Source organism: Neisseria sp. HMSC064E01 (assembly GCF_001808875.1).
Classification (GTDB): domain Bacteria; phylum Pseudomonadota; class Gammaproteobacteria; order Burkholderiales; family Neisseriaceae; genus Neisseria; species Neisseria sicca_A.
The window spans coordinates 44,039-62,899 of the sequence record NZ_KV794977.1 but is presented as its reverse complement, the minus strand read 5'-3'; the positions used below and the strand labels follow the sequence as shown (position 1 = coordinate 62,899).

General features: G+C 51.4%; 14 protein-coding genes and 1 pseudogene. 7 read left to right on the top strand and 8 right to left on the bottom strand.

What is annotated here, in order from left to right; genetic code table 11:
* Positions 1-127 precede the first annotated feature (127 nt).
* Positions 128-946: a serine O-acetyltransferase gene (gene cysE / locus HMPREF2572_RS12560; protein WP_070498934.1), complete on the top strand. Its 819-nt coding sequence runs from the start codon at positions 128-130 to the stop codon at positions 944-946.
* Positions 947-1,187: 241 nt separating this feature from the next.
* Here the strand turns inward: cysE and HMPREF2572_RS12555 are convergent, their stop codons facing one another.
* The 7 genes from HMPREF2572_RS12555 to HMPREF2572_RS12525 form a co-directional block, all read right to left on the bottom strand.
* Positions 1,188-1,682, bottom strand: a complete 495-nt coding sequence (locus tag HMPREF2572_RS12555; RefSeq protein WP_070498933.1) for a nitrous oxide reductase accessory protein NosL — start codon at positions 1,680-1,682, stop codon at positions 1,188-1,190.
* Complete coding sequence (locus HMPREF2572_RS12550; protein ID WP_070498932.1) at positions 1,679-2,509, bottom strand: ABC transporter permease; 831 nt, start codon at positions 2,507-2,509, stop codon at positions 1,679-1,681. Before HMPREF2572_RS12550 ends, HMPREF2572_RS12555 begins: the two co-directional genes overlap by 4 nt.
* Positions 2,506-3,402 carry an ABC transporter ATP-binding protein gene (locus HMPREF2572_RS12545; protein WP_039855300.1) on the bottom strand — a complete coding sequence of 299 codons (897 nt, stop codon included), beginning with the start codon at positions 3,400-3,402 and terminating at the stop codon, positions 2,506-2,508. Before HMPREF2572_RS12545 ends, HMPREF2572_RS12550 begins: the two co-directional genes overlap by 4 nt.
* Positions 3,403-3,680: 278 nt before the next feature.
* Positions 3,681-5,036, bottom strand: a complete 1,356-nt coding sequence (locus HMPREF2572_RS12540; protein ID WP_070498931.1) for a nitrous oxide reductase family maturation protein NosD — start codon at positions 5,034-5,036, stop codon at positions 3,681-3,683.
* A gap of 209 nt (positions 5,037-5,245) precedes the next feature.
* On the bottom strand, positions 5,246-7,228 hold the full coding sequence (gene nosZ / locus HMPREF2572_RS12535) for a TAT-dependent nitrous-oxide reductase (RefSeq protein ID WP_070498930.1): 1,983 nt from the start codon (positions 7,226-7,228) through the stop codon (positions 5,246-5,248).
* A gap of 153 nt (positions 7,229-7,381) precedes the next feature.
* Positions 7,382-9,658 (bottom strand): NosR/NirI family protein, encoded by a 2,277-nt coding sequence (locus HMPREF2572_RS12530; RefSeq protein WP_246827827.1) that lies wholly within the window; start codon positions 9,656-9,658, stop codon positions 7,382-7,384.
* A gap of 575 nt (positions 9,659-10,233) precedes the next feature.
* A complete protein-coding gene (locus tag HMPREF2572_RS12525; protein ID WP_070498929.1) occupies positions 10,234-11,370 on the bottom strand; it encodes a polyamine ABC transporter substrate-binding protein in 1,137 nt (378 codons plus the stop codon).
* 498 nt (positions 11,371-11,868) lie between these two features.
* Here HMPREF2572_RS12525 and HMPREF2572_RS12520 point away from each other — a divergent pair, with 498 nt between their 5' ends.
* The 4 genes from HMPREF2572_RS12520 to HMPREF2572_RS12505 all read left to right on the top strand — a co-directional run bounded on the left by HMPREF2572_RS12520 (position 11,869) and on the right by HMPREF2572_RS12505 (position 16,967).
* Positions 11,869-12,990, top strand: a complete 1,122-nt coding sequence (locus HMPREF2572_RS12520; RefSeq protein WP_070498928.1) for a porin — start codon at positions 11,869-11,871, stop codon at positions 12,988-12,990.
* Between the two features lie 147 nt (positions 12,991-13,137).
* On the top strand, positions 13,138-13,986 hold the full coding sequence (locus HMPREF2572_RS12515; RefSeq protein WP_070498927.1) for an RnfABCDGE type electron transport complex subunit B: 849 nt from the start codon (positions 13,138-13,140) through the stop codon (positions 13,984-13,986).
* Between the two features lie 425 nt (positions 13,987-14,411).
* On the top strand, positions 14,412-15,563 hold the full coding sequence (locus HMPREF2572_RS12510) for an ATP phosphoribosyltransferase regulatory subunit (protein WP_070498926.1): 1,152 nt from the start codon (positions 14,412-14,414) through the stop codon (positions 15,561-15,563).
* Between the two features lie 105 nt (positions 15,564-15,668).
* Positions 15,669-16,967 (top strand): adenylosuccinate synthase, encoded by a 1,299-nt coding sequence (locus HMPREF2572_RS12505; RefSeq protein WP_070498925.1) that lies wholly within the window; start codon positions 15,669-15,671, stop codon positions 16,965-16,967.
* A gap of 143 nt (positions 16,968-17,110) precedes the next feature.
* Here the strand turns inward: HMPREF2572_RS12505 and HMPREF2572_RS14965 are convergent.
* Positions 17,111-17,227, bottom strand: a pseudogene (locus HMPREF2572_RS14965) (IS5/IS1182 family transposase); the annotation flags it as partial.
* 82 nt (positions 17,228-17,309) lie between these two features.
* Here HMPREF2572_RS14965 and HMPREF2572_RS12500 point away from each other — a divergent pair.
* Both HMPREF2572_RS12500 and yciA read left to right on the top strand, forming a co-directional pair.
* Positions 17,310-18,182, top strand: a complete 873-nt coding sequence (locus HMPREF2572_RS12500; protein WP_070498924.1) for an NAD(P)-dependent oxidoreductase — start codon at positions 17,310-17,312, stop codon at positions 18,180-18,182.
* A gap of 151 nt (positions 18,183-18,333) precedes the next feature.
* On the top strand, positions 18,334-18,771 hold the full coding sequence (gene yciA / locus HMPREF2572_RS12495; RefSeq protein WP_070498923.1) for an acyl-CoA thioester hydrolase YciA: 438 nt from the start codon (positions 18,334-18,336) through the stop codon (positions 18,769-18,771).
* Positions 18,772-18,861 lie beyond the last annotated feature (90 nt).

Below are 18,861 nucleotides of genomic sequence, written 5' to 3'. Positions count from 1 at the left end.
TGTCCTGATTTAAATTTAATCCACTATAAAAGTCGATGTAATAAACATATTCTGCAATGCGCTATCGCAAATCGTTGATAAAAGGTAAGATACGCCGATACCATCCTGTTTTCAGACAACCTCCGATATGAAAAAAGACCACCTGAACACAACCGATTTCAACCTCTGGCACACCATCCGAGAAGAAACCGCAGCCGCAGCCGCAGCCGAACCGATGCTGGCGAGCTTCCTGCACCAAACCGTGTTGCGCCACGATTCGCTCGATTCCGTCCTCGCTTATCATCTTTCCAGCAAACTCGGCAGCCCGATTATGGACGTGCGCGCCTTGTTTGAAATTTACCAGCAGGCATTGGGCAGCGACGCGCGCATCAGCAACTGCGTCGAGGCAGACTTAAAAGCCATTTACGAACGCGACCCCGCGTGCGACGAATATTCGCTGCCGCTTCTGTATTTCAAAGGTTTCCACGCCATTCAGGCGCACCGCATCAACCACTGGCTCTATCAAAACGGCCGCAAAACGCTGGCGTATTTCCTGCAAAATCGTATGTCGGAAGTGTTCGGTGTCGATATCCACCCTGCCGCCCGTTTCGGTCATGGGCTGATGCTCGACCACGCCACCGGTTTCGTCGCCGGCGAAACTGCCGTGTTGGGCAACAATATTTCCATCCTGCACGGCGTAACGCTCGGCGGCTCGGGTAAGGAAAGCGGCGACCGCCATCCGAAAATCGGCGACGGCGTGATGATCGGCGCGAACGCTTCGATATTGGGCAACATCCGCATCGGCGACAATTCCAAAATCGGCGCAGGCAGCGTGGTCGTTACGGACGTACCGTCGTCAATCACCGTCGTCGGCGTGCCTGCCAAACCGGTGGGGCGTTCGGTCAAAACCCCATCGGCGGACATGGACCAGAGTTTGCAGGGTACGGCGATGGATTTTGTGATTTGAACTGAATCGCCTGATAAGGCCGCAGATATAGTGGATTAACTTTAAACCAGTACGGCGTTGCCTCGCCTTAAGCTCAAAGAGAACGATTCTCTAAGGTGCTGAAGCACCCAAGTGAATGGTTCCGTACTATCTGGTCTGCGGCTTCGTCGCCTTGTCCTGATTTAGTTAATCCACTATATAAAAAGGTCGTCTGAAAACCTGATGGATAAGGTTTTCAGACGACCTTTTTGATGTGAAGGGATTATTTGAAGATATAGGAATCGGGCATTTCGTCGAAGCTGACGACGCGGCCGCCTTTTTCTTTGGCAAATTTCTCTGCTTGGGCTTTGTCGGCGAAGGGGAGGGCGTCTTCCGCACCCATGCCGCCGATGAAGCCGCTTTCGATGACGTAATAGGCTTTTTTGCCGTCTATCCATGCGGTGTCGGCATTGGGTTTGCTCCAGTCTTTGACTTTGCCCATGTCGGTAACGTAGATGACGTGGATGCCTTTAGGCTCTTCGGGCAGCTTGGTGTAGCCGAACATCTGCTTGATGGTGGAGAACCAGACGGGGCGGTCGGGTTTGCCGTTGAGGTAGATTTGGGCTTTGGGGCCGTTGTGTTCGGTCAGGTTCATGCTGCAATAGTGCCCCACGGCGCGGTCGCTGATTTGCTGAGGCTCAGGCGGCGGGGTGTCATCCTCTTTAGTGCAGGCACTCAGGAGCAGGGCGGCGAGGAGTGCAGGTAAAATCTTTTTCATATTTGTCGCTTTCCAAAAATTCTTGCTGCCAAGATAAGGGGAATAATAACCCATAATATCTGCGCGGTCAGCAATACGGGCATGGTCAGGCTGATTTGTTCGCTCAAACCTGCCATGCCTGCGTACATGGCGGTGTTTTCATAACCGGTCAGGTTGAGCAGGCGGTAGATGTCGGTGGGGTTGAAAAGGAGGACGGTTTCGACGACGGGTGCGGTAATTGTTTGCTGGGTATCGGCAACGAGGATGCCCAAAAGCGCCATGTCGAAGATGACGACGAAAAACAGCCAAACGCCGATGGCGATACCGGCGGCGGTGCCGCGTTCTTTGACTTTCGCACTGATGAGGTAGCCCATGGACAGGAATGCGGCGCCCAAAATGACGCTGGCGGCAATCAGCAGGGCAAAGGGTTTCCATGCGGCGATGTCGAAGCTGCCGTTGGCGAGTTGGAGCGTGATGCCCGCGATTCCGTAGCCTGCGGTGGTGGCAAGGGCGAGGATGATGAGGTGTCCGATGAATTTTCCGGCAAGGATTTGGTTGCGGGAAACGGGGTAGCTCAACAGCAGCGCCATGGTGCCGCGTTCGATTTCGCCGATGAGGGAATCGTAGGAGAGGAGCATGGCGATGAGCGGTATCAGGAAGATGGACAGGCTGGAGAGGCTGACGACAGTTACGGTCAGCGGATCGACTTTAACTGAGCCTGTGGGCGAGCTGCCGAGGAAGCCCAATGAGAGGGCGAGGGCGGCGAGTAGGACGGAGGCGGCGAGTACCCAGCGGTTGCGCAGGCTGTCGCGGACTTCTTTTCCGGTGATAATCCAAATGGGGTTCATACGTCTTCCCTTTTTAAGAATTGTGCGTACATGTCGTCGAGTGTGGGTGTGTGGATGTCGAGATAGGCGAGGTCGGACAGGTTGCCCAGTTCGCTGAGTAATGCCATGCGTTCTTCAGCCTGACATTGCGCCCGATAGCTGAGGTCGTCTGAAAGCGGCTGCCAGCGACCGCTTAAGGGACGCGGAGCTTTGAGGCGGATGTTGACGGTGAGGGGGAGTCCGCTTTGGACGTGCAACTCGTCCATGCTGCCGTCGGCGACTTTGACGCCGTTTTTCATGACGACGATGCGGTCGGCGTGGCCGTCCAGTTCGGCGAGGGCGTGGGTGCTGAGGAGGACGGTGGCACCGCGTCCGTTGAGTTCGCGCACAACTTCGTAAAACATTTGGCGCGAGGCGGGGTCGAGGCCTGTAGTGGGTTCGTCAAACAGCAATACTTTGGGTTCTCCGAGCAAGGCTTGGGCGAGGGCGAGGCGTTGGCGCATACCTTTGGAGTAAGTGCCGACGCGGCGGCGGGCGGCTTGGGAAATGCCGACGCGCTCGAGGAGTTCGTGGTTTTTGGTAAGCGGCTGTTTTTTGAGTTTGGCGTAGAAATTGAGGGTTTCGATGCCGCTTAGGGAAGGATGCAGGGCGACGGTTTCGGGCAGGTAGCCGATTTGGCTGCGCAACTGCGCGCCCGCTTTGCTGCCGGTGCGCTCGCCCAGCAGCATGACTTCGCCTTCGGTCGGGGTAATCAGCCCGAGTATCAATTTGATGAGCGTGGATTTGCCTGCGCCGTTGTGTCCGGCAAGACCGACACTTTCGCCTGCCTTCAAGACTAAATCGACTTGGTTGACGGCTTTTTGTGCGCCGAAGCGTTTGGTTACGTTTCTCAATTCGACATGGTGTGCGCTCATGAGTGCTTCCTTGTGTGGATTGGGTTTCAGACGATGTTGGGGTCGTCTGAAAAGGGCGTTCTTTGTATGGGGTCGTCTGAAAAAGGGGAGAGGGATTTCAGACGACGTTTGTTATGGGTTGGTGTCTTTGACTGTTGCCTGCATCGCGGGTTGCATCGTAATTGCGGCGGATTTCCATGGATACGGAAATGATGGAGCAAAGCTTTGCTGCGGTTTGTCGATCAGGTCGTCTGAAAAGTTTTCAGACGACCTTGCGGGAGGTGTTCACAGCGTTCCGCTCAGTTTAATGCGCCGTTTTTGGCATCGCCCCATTTGGATTGATTGGTTTTGGCTTCTTGCAACAGTTGTTCTTTCATCGCCTCGTATTTGGTGGTGGTTTTGTTGCTGCCCGCTTTCATGAGCGGTTTGCTGTCGATCACGCCGCCGGGAAGGATGGCGGGGAATTGCGACTGTGCCCATTTGACGATGCTGATGGCGGGGCTGTTCATCAGGAGGCGGGAAACGGGGGCGCGCCAGACGATTTGGTCGATGATGCCGTTGGGACGGTACGCGCTGTCGCCGAAGCCGTCACCGTCGAGGTCGAACGCGCTGTTGTCGCTCCAGTAGTTGCCGCGTCCGCCTTCGCCCCAGTCAAGAAAACGTGTGCTGACGTATTTGACTTGGCTTTCGTTGTTGATGAAGGCGTTGTCGGAAAGGGAGGTGCCTTCGATGGCGGCGGTGAAGTGGATGCCGATTTCGCAGTTTTCAAAATGGTTGGCGACGATTTTGTTGTAGTTGGCATTGTAGGCGAAAACGCATTTGCCGGCTTTGTTGATGATGTTGTCGTTGATTTCGGAATAGTTGACGTAGTTGAGCATGATGCCTTGGTCGCGGCTGCCGACAGCGATGTTGCCGTGTACTTTGAGGCGGTCGGAGAACATCAAGACGTAGCCCATGTTGTTGCCAACGGAAATGTTGTCGCTGACTTCGCTGTCGTTGGTGTACATGTAGTGGACAGCGAAACGCAGGTCGCTGAAGCGGTTGTTTTTGTAGGTGTTGTTTTTACTGGTGTTGGAGAAAATGCCGTCGCGGCCTTTGGAAATGTCGTTGCCGATAACTTGCGCGCCGGGGGCGTTCCAGACGGTGACGGCGTTGCCGCGTTCGTTGACGCGCAAAGTGGCGTCGCCGACGATTTTGTTCTCGCGCACCATAGATTCTGCCGAGCCGTGGATATACACGCCGACCGAGTTGTCGAGGATGTTGTTGTGTTCGATCAGGGCGCGGGGTGCGGTTTCTTCGAGGTAGATGCCGGCGTCCATGGCAGGCAGGCTCATGCCGGAACGGGTAACGGTAAGATTACGCAGGGTAACGTCGGGGGCAGTGACGGAGATGGTGCGTCCGGTGCGGTCGCCTTCGATTTTGGCGGAGCGGTCGGCAGGACCTTCAAGGGTGATGGGTTTGTCGATAAGCAACTTGGTTTTGTAAGTGCCGGAGGCGAGTTTGAGCGTATCGCCTGCTTGCGCGCGCGCGATGACTTCGGGCAGGTTGTCGGTCGGGGAAACGTCAATGGTGGCTGCAAAGGTCGTCTGAATCATACTGCCGAACATAAACGTCAGGGCAGCGCGTCGCCATGTTTTGAATTGGGGTGTGTGCATGGAGTTCCTCTGATTCGTGCGGTGTGCGTCGGCACGGTGATGCCTGCCTGTAAGGGCTGTGTTTTTGTTTTATAGCGGAACAGTCTGTTGCGTCCAAACGGTTCTGCTATAAAAGGTCGTCTGAAAACGAGGGTAGCGGGTTTCGCTAAAACCTGAAAGTTTTTTCAGACGACCTTTTCGTTAAGTCAATGATAAACCGTCAAACCCGATTATCGGGGTTTAACGATCATTTGACCGGACATTTCCATGTGCAGGGCGTGACAGAACCATTGGCAGTAGTACCAGTGTACGCCCGGACGGAGGGCTTTGAAGGTTACCGATTGGGTAGCTTGCGGGCCGATTTCCATGGCGATGCCGTAGCCTTCCAAAGTGAAACCGTGGGTCAAGTCCTCGATGGTCTCGACGTTGGTGACATATACGGTTACTTCGTCGCCTTGGTTCACTTCGAATTGCGGGATGCTGAATGCAGGCGCAATCGCGGTCATGTATACGCGGACTTTGTTGCCTTCGCGGATGACTTTGGAGGTTTTCTCCAGCTCGACCCCGTCTTTTTTCGCTTGTTCCAAAGCATCTTGCCAGAACCATGGGTCGTTGCGGTCCCAAGTTTTTTTCGGGTTGATGGAGGATGCGTTAAACAGACATAAGTCGTGCGGCTCGGCAAAGGTCGGGTTGTCGTGAACCAAACGCATTTCGTCGCCGGAAATGTCGATCAACTGGTCGCATTCCGGTTTCAGCGGGCCGGCGTTGAGGAAGCGGTCTTTGGAGAATTTGTTCAAGGATACCAGCCATTTACCGTCGGCGTCTTTGGTTTCACCCATGGTTGTATGGTTGTGACCCGGTTGGTAGTGAACGTCGAGTTTTTGTTTGATCGGATCAATTTTCTCGCCTTTGTAGGCTTTGATCGCGTCGTCGATGTTCCATTTAACCATTTGGCTGTCAATAAACAGCGTGGTGTAGGCGTTGCCGCGACCGTCAAACGCGGTGTGTAAAGGACCGAGACCCAGTTGGGGTTCGGCGACAACCACGTCGCGCTCTTTGATTTTGCCTGCGAACAAATCGTCCAGTTTGCTGACGTCCAATACGGTAACGGTCGGAGACAGTTTGCCGTTGAGCATGATGTATTTGCCGTCAGGGGAGGCGTTACAGCCGTGCGGAGAGTTCGGCACGGGGATGTAGCGGGTGTAAGGGGAATTGGCTTCTGCGCGGCCGTCCAGCATTTTCACGCCGTTGACTTCTTTGAAGTCGCCTTTTTTGATGCCTTCTTCGATGGCAGCAAGATTGAAGACTACGCACCAGTCTTGCTCGTTGGAAGAAGCACCTTGTACGGTCAGGGCGCGTTCGGAGTTGTAGCAGGTGGAGAAGGAGTATTTGCCTTGGTAGTCGGCATCGCCGTTGTCCAAGTTGCCGTCCACCAATACTTGCCATGCGATGTCCATGGTTTCGCCGTCGATTGCGGTGTAAACGGCATTCCAAGTTTTAGGATCGTTCCAAGTACCCACACCGCTTACCGGTACGATGTGTTCGCCGTTGGCAAATACATAGCCGGTTTTCGGATAACGTTGCGGACGCAGACCGTGAATACCGGAAGCGTTAGGGATTTCGGTGATTTTGTCGGTTTTCATGAAGTCCAAGCGGACGCGGCAAACACGGTTGTTTGCTTTGTCGTTGGCATACGCGTAGCGACCGTCGTAAGTTTTGTCGGTAAACGATAAGTGCGGGTGGTGCAAGTCGCCGTTAGGAAGGCAGCGCAAACCGGCATCTTTCAGGAATTTGTTGGTTTCCGGCGTATTTTTTTCATTCAAAATACGCAGGCTCTCGTTGGTACGGCCCCAACCGGTCGCGCTGTCCATGTTGAACACAGGGATACGCATCAGTTCGCGCATGGAAGGCACACCGATCAAGCGCATTTCGCCTGACTGACCGCCGGAGAGCAAGCCGTAATATTGGTCAAGCTCGCCCGGACCGACTTCGGAAGTCTGTTTACCCGGTTCGGCAGGGGCTTGGGCTTCGGCTTTGGATGCAGGTGCGGCACCTGAAGCAGCACCTGAAGCAGCAGCTTTGTCGCCACCCTCTTTGGAGCAGCCTGCCAATCCCAACAGACCGGCGCCGGCAATACCTGCGCCGGAAGCGGCGGCAGTACCTAAGAATGAACGACGGCTTAAACCGTTTTGTTCTAATTTTTCGTCTGACATACAATACTCCTTGGATAAAATTCGGCAGCCGGCGTTTTCAGACGACCTGCCGATCAAAAAAACGAATTTATGTTTATAAGTATGGTTACGGGTGGCGCGGCATTTTTTCAGAGTTCTTTAGGGGTTAAGATTATTTGCCGGCCGTAGGGCGGTTTATTTTTTCACAAACTGCACAACCTGTTCGGTAGGCTGCTGTTTTGCAGATGCGGTTTCGGGTTCGGCTTTCGCCGCCGCCTGTTTTTGTTTTTTCTTGTTGGTTGCCACAACTTGCGGACAACGTGTGTTATGGTGATACATGACTTGGCAGTGCAGACACTGGATACATTCGTTCGGATGAATGTCGCCTTCCGGTGCAATCGCCTGAACGGGGCATTCGTGCGTACAGATTTGGCAAGGGTTGCCACACATTTTGTAGCGGCGCAGCCAGTCGAATACGCGGAAGCGGCCTGGTAGGGCGATGCCTGCGCCCAACGGGCACAGATAGCGGCAGAAGAAGCGTTCGATGAACAAGCCGGCAACCAAGAGGGCAACGGCAAACGCGACAAACCACCATTCGCGGACGAATTTCAAAATAATCGCTGTTTTAAAGGGTTCTACTTCGGCAAATTTTTCAGCAGTGCCCAAATCATACAGCGAAATCGCCAATAGGCCGAAGAAAATCACATATTTAATCGCGGTCAGGCGTGTGTGCAGCAGGTGCGGCACGATAATTTGTTTCACGCCCAATTTTTTGGCGATGCGGTTGGTCAACTCTTGCAGCGAACCGAAGGGGCAGAGCCAGCCGCAGAATGTACCGCGGTTCCACAACAGCATGGTGGCGGCGGTAAACAGCCACAGGATGAACACAATCGGATCCATCAGGAAGAAGTCCCAACGGAATTCGGTTAAGACGGCGGAGAACAACGTCAGCGTATTCACGACCGACAGTTGAGCCTGGGCGTACCAGCCGATATAAACCAAGGTAAATGTCAGGAATGCCAGACGGAAACGGTCGTACCATTTTTCGTAACGGACAATCCAGTCTTGGAACAGGAATACCAAAAGCAGGATGGTCAATGCGATACTGACTACGATGATTTGACCCTGTTTCGCTTTCCACACTTGTTTCCAAAGTTGGTTGGATGCGCCGTCGTCGGCACTGGCTTGGTCGGCAATGCCGTTGCCAGTATCGGCAGCATCGGCTGCGGCGGCAGGTTCAACCGGTGCGCTGATTTCAACGGGCGGTGCTTTCGGGTCATCAACATAATAACCTTTTGGCAGTTCGTAATCCAAGTCAGCGGTTACGAACGCTTTGTCGTTTACGCTCAATACGCGTTGAACCATCAGCTGCAAACGCCAAGGTTCGGCAGCGTCGAATTCCACATTGGCAGGAATGGTAAACCACGATACTTCTTTAAAGTGGGGCGCACCTTCGGCAGCCAGGCTGACCAAGCGTTCGTGTTCTGCGTCGGTAAAGCGGAAGCTGTTTTCGCCCTGAATCATCTCGATACGGTCGAAAATACCGCCGCGGACATAACCCGAACCTTTCCAAGAATAGCGACCTTCACCTGCCACTAAGACAGCCTGTTGACCGGGTTGCAGACGGCTTTGCAGGTTTTTCCATCCTTGTTCGCCCAGCAGGCTTTTACCGATGGAGGGTTGGCTGACTACGGCAGTGTACAAATCGATAAAGGTATCGTCGCCTGCGCCTTGTTCGGCGTGGTCGGCAACACCGGCTTTGCCGCCTTTTTCAAACAGCTTGTTGATTTCATCCACTGAAATATGCAGATGACCGATGGCTTTTTGTTCCAGAAGGGCATTCCAAGATTGGATGTCCTGTTTGTCAGGATTGACAGCGCGGCGAGGGCGGGTTTGAGTTGCAGGTTCGGCAGCCTGTTGCGTATCCGCAGCATTGGCGGAGGTCGTCTGAACGGCTTTGTCGGTACCCAAACCATATTTGCCGGCAACCACTTTGAACGAACGCTGGATGCTGTCGTTAATTACCATCAACGTAACGGTCGCGCCGCTGATGATGTCCCCGGGGGCAATGCCCGGAGTAGGCGGATTCTTAATGAAATTCAAACCGATATATTTATCGATGAATTTATCCACGCGCGACTGCGGGATACCGATAAGCATAATCGGCTCATGGTGATCGACCAGCTTCGCACCGGCGACTGTTCCGTCGTTTGCCAAAGCCACCATCGTATCAATCGGTTTGCTCGAATAACCGCGCGTGTTGACCACGTCCGTTGTGATATACACCAAGCCCAACTGCTCGTCGCCCTTATAAACACGGGCAACCATAGGTTTGCCTTCAGGCTTGCCATAGCGGTCTGCACCCGGAAAAATTTCCGAAGGCTGGATTTTTGACAGGAATTCCGGCAAACGCTCGGCATAGGCGGGCAGTGTCGAAAACAGTAGGACAAATACGGCAAACATCGACAGCATCGTATTCAAGATGCCGGATGTGCGTTTCGTTTTAAGGCAGGACATGACTATCCCCGATTATTCGATACTCTAAACATTAATATTATATGAATCTACAAAACGCGATAGTTTGACTTATATCAAATTTACAAATCTTAAAACCTGGTTTTGGCGGTAAGTAATACTTTGTGATTATATGAAGATAGCGCTAATTTTGTTGCTCATGGAATAGAAAATTGAGTAATTAAATAAATCTTGGTTTTGTGGCGTATTGATATGTTTTCGATATAAGGTGGTAATCTGTAGTATAAGCAGATGAAGGAATACTGATTTGCTTGATATAGTGGATTAACTTTAAACCAGTACGGCGCTGCCTCGCCTTTCCGTACTATCTGGATTTTGGGGAATTTTGCAAAGGTCTCTATCTGTACTATCTGCGGCTTCGTCGCCTTGTCCTGATTTAAATTTAATCCACTATATCTTCAAGTTGCGGTTTATTGAGTAATCTTTAAATTCGTTCAATAGCAGTAAAAAAGGTCGTCTGAAAACCAAATTTGATTTTCAGACGACCTTTAGTGTTCCAACGCATTAAACTGCTATTTGCCTGCTTTCAGCGATTGCCACAGACGGACGCTCAGGCGGCTGGCATCTGTTGATTTGGGCGATACGATGAAACTTTTATCCATCAATTCCTTGGTTGGGAAAATAGACGCATCGCCGGTATATTTCTCGTCCATCAATGCGCGTGCAGGGCGGCTGGCAGGGGCGTAGGTAACGAAATTGCCGTTTTGCGCCGCAACTTCGGGATCGAGCGTGTGGTTGATGTATTTATGCGCATTGGCGGTGTTTTGGGCATCGCGCGGAATCATCAGGGAATCCACCCAGATGCCGACGCCGCTTTTTGGTGCTAAAACTTCGATTTCGACGCCGTTCTTCGCTTCTTGCGCGCGTGTTTTGGCGATGTTCAAATCGCCGCCATAACCGACTGAAACGCAAAGGTTACCCGCTGCCATATCGTCAATATAGCCTGACGAAGTGAAGCGTTTGATGTCGGGGCGCACTTTTTTCATCATATTGACGGCGGCTTTGATGTCGTCGGGGTTTTCGGTATTCGGGTCTTTGCCCAAATAATGCAGCGCGAGCGGGATTTGTTCGATGGCGCTGTCAAAATAGCTGATGCCGCAGGATTTCAGCTTTTTGGTGTATTCGGGATTGAACACCAAATCCCATTCGTTTTCGGGTAACTGCTCCGTTCCCAAGGCTTTTTGAACCAGTTTTTTGTTGATGGCGAGCGTGTTGATGCCCCAAAAATATGGTACGGCGTATTGGTTGCCAGGATCGACTTTTGCCATCATGGCAAGCAGGTCGGCATCGATGTTGGCGTAGTTCGGGATTTGGCTTTTGTCGATTTTTTGATACGCACCGGCTTTGATTTGGCGTCCGACATTGGCAATAGACGGGGCAACCAGGTCGTAACCGGATTTGCCGGTCAAAAGCTTGGCTTCTAGGGCTTCGTTGCTGTCGTAGTAGTCGTAGCGGACGTTGATACGCGTATTTTTTTCAAACGCGTTGAGCGTGGCGGGATCGACGTAGTCCGACCAGTTGTAGATATTGAGTTTGTCGGACGAAGTATGGGAAGAGGGGGCGGAAGATTCTGCGGCGGTTTGTTGTCCGCCGCTGCATGCAGTCAAGACGAGGCCGATGAGTGCCGCCGCCATTGAAGTTTTTTTCATGGATACAGTCCTTTTGCGAAAGAGGAAAACATTGCAGCGGTGGCAGCGGTTTATACGAACTGTCCACATGCAAAAGGTTAACTGTGGGGGCGGCCGGCATATGCCTCAGGCCCTTGATTCAGCAGGTTCGCATTAAACGGCAAAATCCCTGTCGGCGCAATAGGTTAGACAGGAAAATTTCTTCTTTTTTTCGTTGTTTTCAGCTATGGTTTTCTTCATAAACAAAAAAATATTCAGACGACCCAAAAAGGTCGTCTGAAAAAAGTTGCACTCACTTTATATTTCCATTTTCAAACGGAGGAAAAACGAAGTTTGAATCAGCAAAATTGTAGAACAGATGAATGTTAAGGATTGCCCCGATATCGGGTTGCTGAAATGCATATTTTATTTGAAATAAATAATAATTTTTCTCAAGATAAAAAGAGTTGTCTAATAACCCTAAAATCATTATGATGGAGTCTGGTACTTTTACTCAATTTTTAAATTTAAGGAGGACTCATGAAGAAAATATTGATTACTTTAACCGCAGCAGCCCTACCTTTTGCAGCGTCTGCCGAAGTTGTTCTTTATGGACAAGTGAAAAGCAGCATCACCGCAGGACAAGTGAAAATCAAAGGCAGTGAAGGTACTGAAAAAAGCGCGACCGCTACCCGCATCAACGACAATACTTCGCGCATCGGCTTCAAAGGCAACGAGAAACTTTCAGACGACCTCAAAGTCATTTGGCAGGTTGAGCAGCGTACCTCTATTTTAGGCGAATCCAACAGCCAACGTTTCGGCAACCGCAATTCCTTCATCGGTTTGGAAGGCAAGTTCGGTAAAGTTCGCGCCGGTAACATCGACAATATGCTCAACGAAATGGATACTATCGATCCGTGGATGTATAAAACCGACGCCATGGGTTTGGGTATCAACACCCGCACCGGCGTACGTACGACCTCTTTGCGTTATGACAGCCCTTCGTTCGGCGGATTCAAGTTCAACGCCTCCTACGCTCCGCGCGACAACCGCAATCCGGACGATAAATACGTACACGAAAAACCGAGCAAAGAGCAATATACTGCCGGTTTGATCTACGAAAACAACGGGTTTGCCACCAAACTGGGCTACGGTCATTATAAAGGCGCGTACACTGACAACAACGGCAAAGTCAAAGCTGCCCAAATCGCTAAGATTGAAAGCTATTACGACAAAGACAACCTGTTTGTCGGTGTGGGTGCGCAATACGCCAAAGGCCATGAAAGCGCGAACAAATATCTGTCCCACTTTACCGATGATTTCAATACCTACAAAGGTGTGGACATCACCAAAGATTCAGGTAAAGAAGAAGCTGTTAAGGTTGTAGATGCAGCCGTTACCGTAGGCTATACCTTCGGTAACTTGACCCCGCAGCTCAGCTATGCTCACGGTTGGGCGGCAAAAGGTGTGAACAGTGGTGAAAAACTTGTTGATAAATTCGACCAAGTAGTAGTTGGTGCCAAATACAAATTCAGCAAACGCACTTCCATGCTTGCTCATGCCGGCTATATGAAACTGGGCAGCAAAACCCGCCTGACGCCGACTCAAACAGGTTCTGTTGAACAAAAAGCTGTTTCTTTCGGCTTGGCACATAAATTCTGATTAGGCAGGACAAGTAGTCAGAAAATATAAAAGGTCGTCTGAAAACTCAGTTTGGGTTTTCAGACGACCTTCCTTAATTTGGTCTTTTGTTTCCCTGCATTCCGTTTCCCGATAAAATACACGCTTTCGATTTTGACTCTATCCGCCATGCCGACCGACCTTCAAGCCATCAACCGCCTGCTGCCGCAAACCCAGTGCCGAGAATGCGGCTATCAAGGCTGCCTGCCTTATGCACAAGCTTTGCTGCACGAGGATGCGCCTGTTAATTTGTGCGCACCCGGCGGGGAAGCGGTGATGGTGGACATTGCCGCCTTATTGGGTAAGCCGCGCGTCGCGCCTGTCAAAATCCAGCCCAAAGCCGTCGCCTTGATAGACGAAGCTGCCTGTATCGGCTGTACCGCCTGCATCCGCGCTTGCCCCGTCGATGCGATTATGGGCGCAAGCAAGTTCATGCACACCGTCATCAGCGACGAATGCACAGGCTGCGGACTCTGCCTCCCGCCTTGTCCGGTGGATTGTATCGACATGATACCTTCCGAACACGACTACCTTCCTGTTGCGCGTAGCCTAAGCCGTTCTTCCGAAGCACGTTTCGCTGCCGCCGAACACGCGCAAAACCGTTTTGATTGGCACACCGAGCGCAAAGCGCGCGACGAGGCGGAACGTAAAGCTATGCTTGCCGAGCGCGAAGCCGCCGTTAAAGCCAAGCAAGCGCAAATTCAAGCCGAAACCCAAGCTGCCGCCAAACCTGCCTTTAATCCCATGGATTTGATTGCCAAAGCCATGGCGAAAGCCCAATCCCAACAAGACAAACTGGTTGCTTCCGACAACCGTGAAGCTTTCAAAAACCGACAAATCGAAGAAGCCAAAGAGCGCGCCGAATTGCGCCGTGCCCAACGCGATGTCAAATATGGCAACGAAGAAGAAAAAGCCGCCGCGCTTGCCTATCTGCGCCGTTATAAAGCGGAGCAGGAAGCAGCCAAAGAAATACGATGATTTTGGTGGAGAGACTTTAAAGGTCGTCTGAAATAGGTTTTCAGACGACCTTTAAGCTAAATCGAATATGGGATTGATGATATGTTGGGGATAGTGCAAACAGTGTCTTTACTTTGAAATCCCCGATTGTCAGATACGCTTCCTAAACTTATCATTTCTCGCACACAAAACCTGATTTACGCCAAAGTCTCGGGTTGTCGTGTATGAAAACAGGCTGCACAAAACTGTTTTGTATGGTAAAGTTTGCTTTTAATAACTCGGCGGTTTAAAGCCGTCATTCAGGGGCTGTTTGAATTTAAAATCAGATTTATTGGAAACGCTGCATCATTTGCGCGGCGTATTTCGAGAAGCGGGCTGTGTGTCCGTCTGGTTTTAAATTCAAGCAGCCCTTTGCGTTTGCAAAAACAGATAGAAGGTAGATTCCCATGCAATCTTGGCAGCTTCCCGAACATGTTGCCGATGTGTTGCCGACCAACGCCCGACAGTTGGAAAGCGCGCGAGAGCAGTTGTTGACTTTGTTCCGAGTGCACGGTTACGAGCTGGTACAGCCTCCGCTGATGGAATACAGCCATTCCCTGCTGACGCACATTGACGCGGGTTTGTCTTTGAAAACCATTTTGGTGGTCGATCAGCTGAGCGGTCGGCAGTTGGGCATCCGCGCCGATATTACGCCTCAAGTGGCGCGTATCGATGCGCATCTTTTGTCTGCCAATCAAGGGATTAACCGATTGTGTTACGCAGGCCCTGTGTTGCACGCACGGCCGGAGGGTTTGCTCAATATGCGCGAACCTTTGCAAGCAGGGGCGGAGATGTATGGTTTCGCCGACATCAGAGCGGATATCGAACTGATTGACTTGATGCTCAAGAGCATGAAGATTGCCGATATGGGCGAGGTTTTGCTGTCGCTGGGTCATATCGGCGTATTCCGCGCTTTGTCCGATGCGGCGCATTTAAATGCGGAGCAGTCCAAAACGCTGCTTGCTTTGATGCAGGATAAAGATACCGAGGCGGTCGAAGCGCAGGTCAAGGCTTGGAAGCTGGACGGTATGTGGGCAAAAGCATTCTCGCTGCTGCCGCGTCTGTATGGCGGACGGGAAGTGTTGTCCGCCGCACGCGAACGATTGCCGGATTTGTCTGTGGTCGGCAGCGCCTTGGACGAATTGCAGGCAGTGTGCGACGCATTCCCGAATCAGAAAGTCCATATCGATTTGTCCGAACTGCGCGTCGACAATTACCACACAGGCTTGCTGTATGCGGCATACGGCTCCAATTTCCATGACGCGGTCGCTCGGGGCGGGCGTTATGACGGATTGGGCGAATATTTCGGCCGCGCACGTCCTGCGACGGGATTCAGTTTCGACTTGCGCAGCTTTATCGGACGTTTGCCCGCCATTGAGCGGCAGCCCGTCGTGTTGGTCGATGCGGACGATGCCGAAGCGGCACGCGAAGCAGTCGAAGCCTTGCGTGAACAAGGGCAGTGTGTCGTGATTGATTACGGTATCGGACACAACGCTTCGGAAGAGATTACAGGTCGTCTGAAAAAGTCGGACGGCGTTTGGCAGGTTGAGAAACTTTAAATACCCATTCATAGCGGATTAAAGGCAAATCAGGGTAGGGCGAAAAGCCGTCTTGGTTTGAAGTTGATTCACAATAATTTTTTAATATTAATAGGTTATATGGCTATGGCTAAAAATGTTGTAGTAATCGGCGCCCAGTGGGGCGATGAAGGCAAAGGTAAAATCGTTGACTGGCTGGCGGAAGAAACCAGCGGTGTTGTGCGTTTCCAAGGTGGACACAATGCTGGACACACTTTGGTCGTCGGCGGCAAGAAAACCATTTTGCGCCTGATTCCGAGCGGCATCCTGCATGAAAACCTGGATTGCTTTATCGGCTCCGGCGTTGTAGTTTCCCCTGAAGCATTGTTGGGCGAAATTGACGAATTGAACGCAGCAGGCGTGAAAAACGTTGAAGGTCGTCTGAAAATCGCGCCGACCTGCCCGCTGATCCTGCCTTACCACATCGCGCTTGACCAAGCCCGCGAAGCATCGCGCGGCAAAGGCAAAATCGGCACGACCGGTCGCGGCATCGGTCCAGCCTACGAAGACAAAGTGGCACGCCGCGCCATCCGCGTCGTCGATTTGCTGCATCCTGAAAAACTGCGTGAAAAACTGGATGCCGTCCTTGCCTATTACAATGTTCAACTGCAACATCTGCACAATGCCGAGCCAGTGAAAGCGGAAGACGTGATGGCGGTTATCGAAAAAGTCGCTCCGCTCATTACGCCGATGATTACCGACGTATCCCGCGTGTTGAACGAGAAAAACAAAAACGGCGAAAAACTGCTGTTTGAAGGCGCACAAGGCACGCTGTTGGACATCGACTACGGCACTTACCCCTTCGTTACCTCGTCCAACTGCTTGGCAGGAGCCGCTTCTGCAGGCGCGGGCGTAGGTCCGCAAATGCTGGATTATGTTTTGGGTATCGTCAAAGCCTATACCACGCGCGTCGGCTCAGGTCCGTTCCCGACTGAATTGTTTGACGAAGTAGGTGCAGGTTTGGCAGAACGCGGACACGAATTCGGCTCCGTAACCGGCCGCGCACGCCGTTGCGGTTGGTTTGATGCCGCCGCGTTGAAACGCTCCATCCAAGTCAACGGTATTTCCGGTATGTGTATCACCAAACTGGACGTGATGGACGGCATTGAAACCATCAATATCTGCGTCGGCTACGAATTGCCCGACGGCAGTAAAACCGACATCCTGCCTTGCGGTTCCGATGCGGTAGAAACCTGCAAACCGATTTATGAAACCATGCCCGGCTGGAGTGAATCGACTTTCAGCGTGAAAAGCTACGACGCATTGCCTGCAAACGCCAAAGCATATTTGAAACGTATCGAAGAAGTCTGCGGTGCGCCGGTAGCCATCGTCTCCACCGGTCCCGACCGCGAAGAAACCATTGTTTTGCATCATCCGTTCGCATAATGGTTTGATTGTAAAAGGTCGTCTGAAAACGATATTTCGGGTTTTCAGACGACCTTTTTGTATTAAGCGTGGTTAATCGGTAGCGTGAATATGAAAAACAGCCGCATATGCCTCAACAAATGAAAGGCGATTTCGTTCATATCAATATATAGTGGATTAACTTTAAACCAGTACGGCGCTGCCTCGCCTTGCCGTACTATCTGTACTGTCTGCGGCTTCGTTGCCTTGTCCTGATTTAAATTTAATCCACTATAAATACTTTATCCAACCCTCTGAAAAACTTTTCAGACGACCTGTAAACCTATATGATTGCACGGCGATACAAACAAAGGAGCAAATTCAATGTCAACAAACGAATACACGCAAATCGGCTGGATAGGTTTAGGCCAAATGGGCAATCCGATGGTAACGCGGCTTTTGAATGCCGGTATTGAAGTCGGTGTTTACAACCGCTCGCCCGATAAAATCGCTGACCTTGCGGATAAAGGTGCGAAAGTGTACGCAAGCACCGTCGAGCTTATCCGCGCTTATCCCGTTATTTTTCTCATGGTTTCGGATTTTGCGGCTGTGAGCGATATTTTAAGTGAGGAAGTTCGAAAAGAGATTGCGGGCAAAATCATTGTCAACATGAGCACTATTGCTCCGTCTGAAAATCTTGCCGTTAAAGAATTGGTCGAAGCTGCGGGCGGACAGTTTGCAGAAGCACCTGTTTCCGGTTCGGTCGGTCCTGCTACCAACGGTACGCTGCTGATTCTGTTCGGCGGAGAAGAAAGTGTGTTAACGCCTCTGCAAAAAGTGTTTTCCATTGTCGGCAAGCAAACTTTCCATTTTGGCGGGGTGGGGAAAGGTTCGGGCGCAAAACTCGTGCTCAACTCACTGTTAGGAATTTTCGGCGAAGCATACAGCGAGGCTATGCTGATGGCCCAACAGTTTGGTGTCGATACGGGTACCATCATCGAAGCCATCGGTAATTCCGCCATGGATTCGCCCATGTTCCAAACCAAAAAATCGCTGTGGGCAAACCGTGAATTCCCACCTGCCTTCGCACTCAAACACGCTTCCAAAGACCTTAATCTGGCTGTCAAAGAGCTGGAGCAGATCGGTAAGTCGTTGCCCGCCGTCGAAACCGTTGCTGAGAACTACCGCCAAGCAGTAACAGCAGGTTATGGAGAACAGGACGTTGCCGGTGTTTATTTGAAATTGGCAGAACGTTAGAAATAGCCTTATCTCAGAATATCGGTTTGAGGTCGTCTGAAAACGGTATTGAAGTTTTCAGACGACCTTGTTATCGCAGGCAATCACCCCAACTGCTTCAATCAGTTTCTCAACTTCACACTAAAGCTGCACCTCTAAAAGGATATTTCCCATGATGCAAAATGAAAAACAACATACTAAACCACAAGGCGAGCTTCTGCTGCGCACTGTTGCCATGCCGCGCGACACCAATCCCAATCAAGATATTTTCGGCGGCTGGATTATGTCTCAAATGGATCTGGGCGGCGGTATTTTGGCGGCGGAAATCGCACAAGGCCGTATTGTTACCGTAGCTGTTCAGGAAATGAATTTCATCCGTCCTGTGAAAGTGGGGAATGTCGTCTGTTGCTACGGCCGCTGCGTGAGCGTGGGTAATACTTCGTTGCAACTGAAAATCGAGGTTTGGGTAAAAACATTGATGAACGACCACCTTACTGAGGATCGCCAACTCGTTACGGAAGCTGTCTTCACTTATGTCGCCATCGACAGTGAAGGCAATAAACGTCCGATTCCGAAAGAGGATAATCCAAAACTGGAAGGCTTAATTTAAGCAAAAGGTCGTCTGAAAACGAGTTTCAGACGACCTTTTAATTTGGCATCGGCATTAAATTTTATAGTGGATTAAATTTAAATCAGGACA